The sequence below is a fragment of the Synechococcus sp. R3-13 genome, from assembly GCF_047462195.1.
In the GTDB taxonomy this organism is placed as follows: domain Bacteria; phylum Cyanobacteriota; class Cyanobacteriia; order Thermostichales; family Thermostichaceae; genus Thermostichus.
The window spans coordinates 650-2,058 of sequence record NZ_JANSIO010000412.1 but is presented as its reverse complement, the minus strand read 5'-3'; the positions used below and the strand labels follow the sequence as shown (position 1 = coordinate 2,058).

Below are 1,409 nucleotides of genomic sequence, written 5' to 3'. Positions count from 1 at the left end.
CAGAGGCGTTGCTCAGCCTCAGCCAGCTCTATGATCGCAACGCCAGCCCCCAATCGGCCCAAGCCACCCGGCAAGCCCTTTGGGATCGCTTTCCGGCCAGCGAAGCTGCGGCCAACGCCGCCTGGACAGTGGCCTGGAGCCAAGCGCAAGCAGGCAATCTCAGCCAAGCCATCGCCCTAGCTCAACAGATTGGATCCGCCCAGCGGGACACGGAAATGGGGGCACAACTGCTCTACTGGGCGGGCAAATGGCGGGAACAGCAGGGGGATGTCGCTGCGGCTCGGCAAACCTATCGGCAGGTGCTGCGGCAGTTTCCCCACACCTACTACGGCTGGCGGTCGGCAGTGCAACTGGGCTGGCCGGTGGGGGATTTCTACAGCGGGCGCAAAAGGGTTGAGGTGGATTTTCAGCCGGTGCGCCAACCGTTGCCGGGGGTCTCGGCGGCCACGCAGACCCTGCATTTGATGGGAGCCAGCCAACTGGCCTGGGAACGCTGGCAGGGCGAAACTCCGGTGCAGCGGGATCCCCGCCAGATGAGCGTTGCCGAGCGCTTTGTTACGGGCATTTTGCGCAACAGCGCCGGAGAGCACCTGCGGGGCATTAACCAGGTGGCTGCTTTGCGCTTTAGCGAAGAGCCGGATCCCTTGCTGGAGACGTTGAGGCAGCGCCAAGATTTCTGGCAGGCCATCTATCCGCTGCACTACTATGCCGGCCCAGACAATTCCTGGAGCGGGGATCCCTACGCCCAACCCGGCTTGGCCCACTGGTCACGGCAATTTAACCTCAATCCCTTGATGGTGGCGGCTTTGATCCGGCAGGAATCCCGCTTTGAGCCAGAGATCGTCTCGGCCTCGGGGGCTTTGGGCTTGATGCAGGTGATGCCCGCTACTGGCCGCTGGATTGCCCAGCAGATCGGCCTGGCCCAGTACAGCCTCACCAACCCCGCCGACAATCTCTACCTGGGATCCTGGTACTTCGACTACACCCACCGCACTTACCAAGACAACACCTTGCTGGCCCTGGCCAGCTACAACGGTGGCCCCGGCAACGTGGCCAGATGGCTGAACCGCTTTGGCTTCGAGGATCCGGATGTGTTTGTGGAGCAGATCCCCTTCCCCGAAACCCGGGGCTATGTGAAGTCCGTGTTTGGCAACTACTGGAACTACTGGCAGCTCTACACCCAGGAGGGGCGCACTCTGGTCAGCCAGCGACTGCATAACCCCTCGTCTTCTTCATGACTTCCGGTTTTGTCGCGGGAGTGCTGCCGTAGAGGGAGTGGGCTTTTTTCCCACAGTATTCTGGGAGAGTTACAGTTATTCCAAGATTTGGCAGTCAAGATTTGACAGTGCCGTTCGCGCTGACAGGACGGGGTTCTATGGTCTCTGGGTCTGAACAACAGGAGGGCGTTT

At 61.2% G+C, this 1,409-nt stretch carries 1 protein-coding gene; it reads left to right on the top strand.

The genetic code is table 11. From position 1 onward, the window contains the following. Nucleotides 1–1,238, top strand: a 1,238-nt coding sequence (locus tag NW856_RS12105) for a transglycosylase SLT domain-containing protein (RefSeq protein WP_414400476.1), incomplete at its 5' end; no start/stop codon positions are given. Between the last annotated feature and the right edge of the window lie 171 nt (nt 1,239–1,409).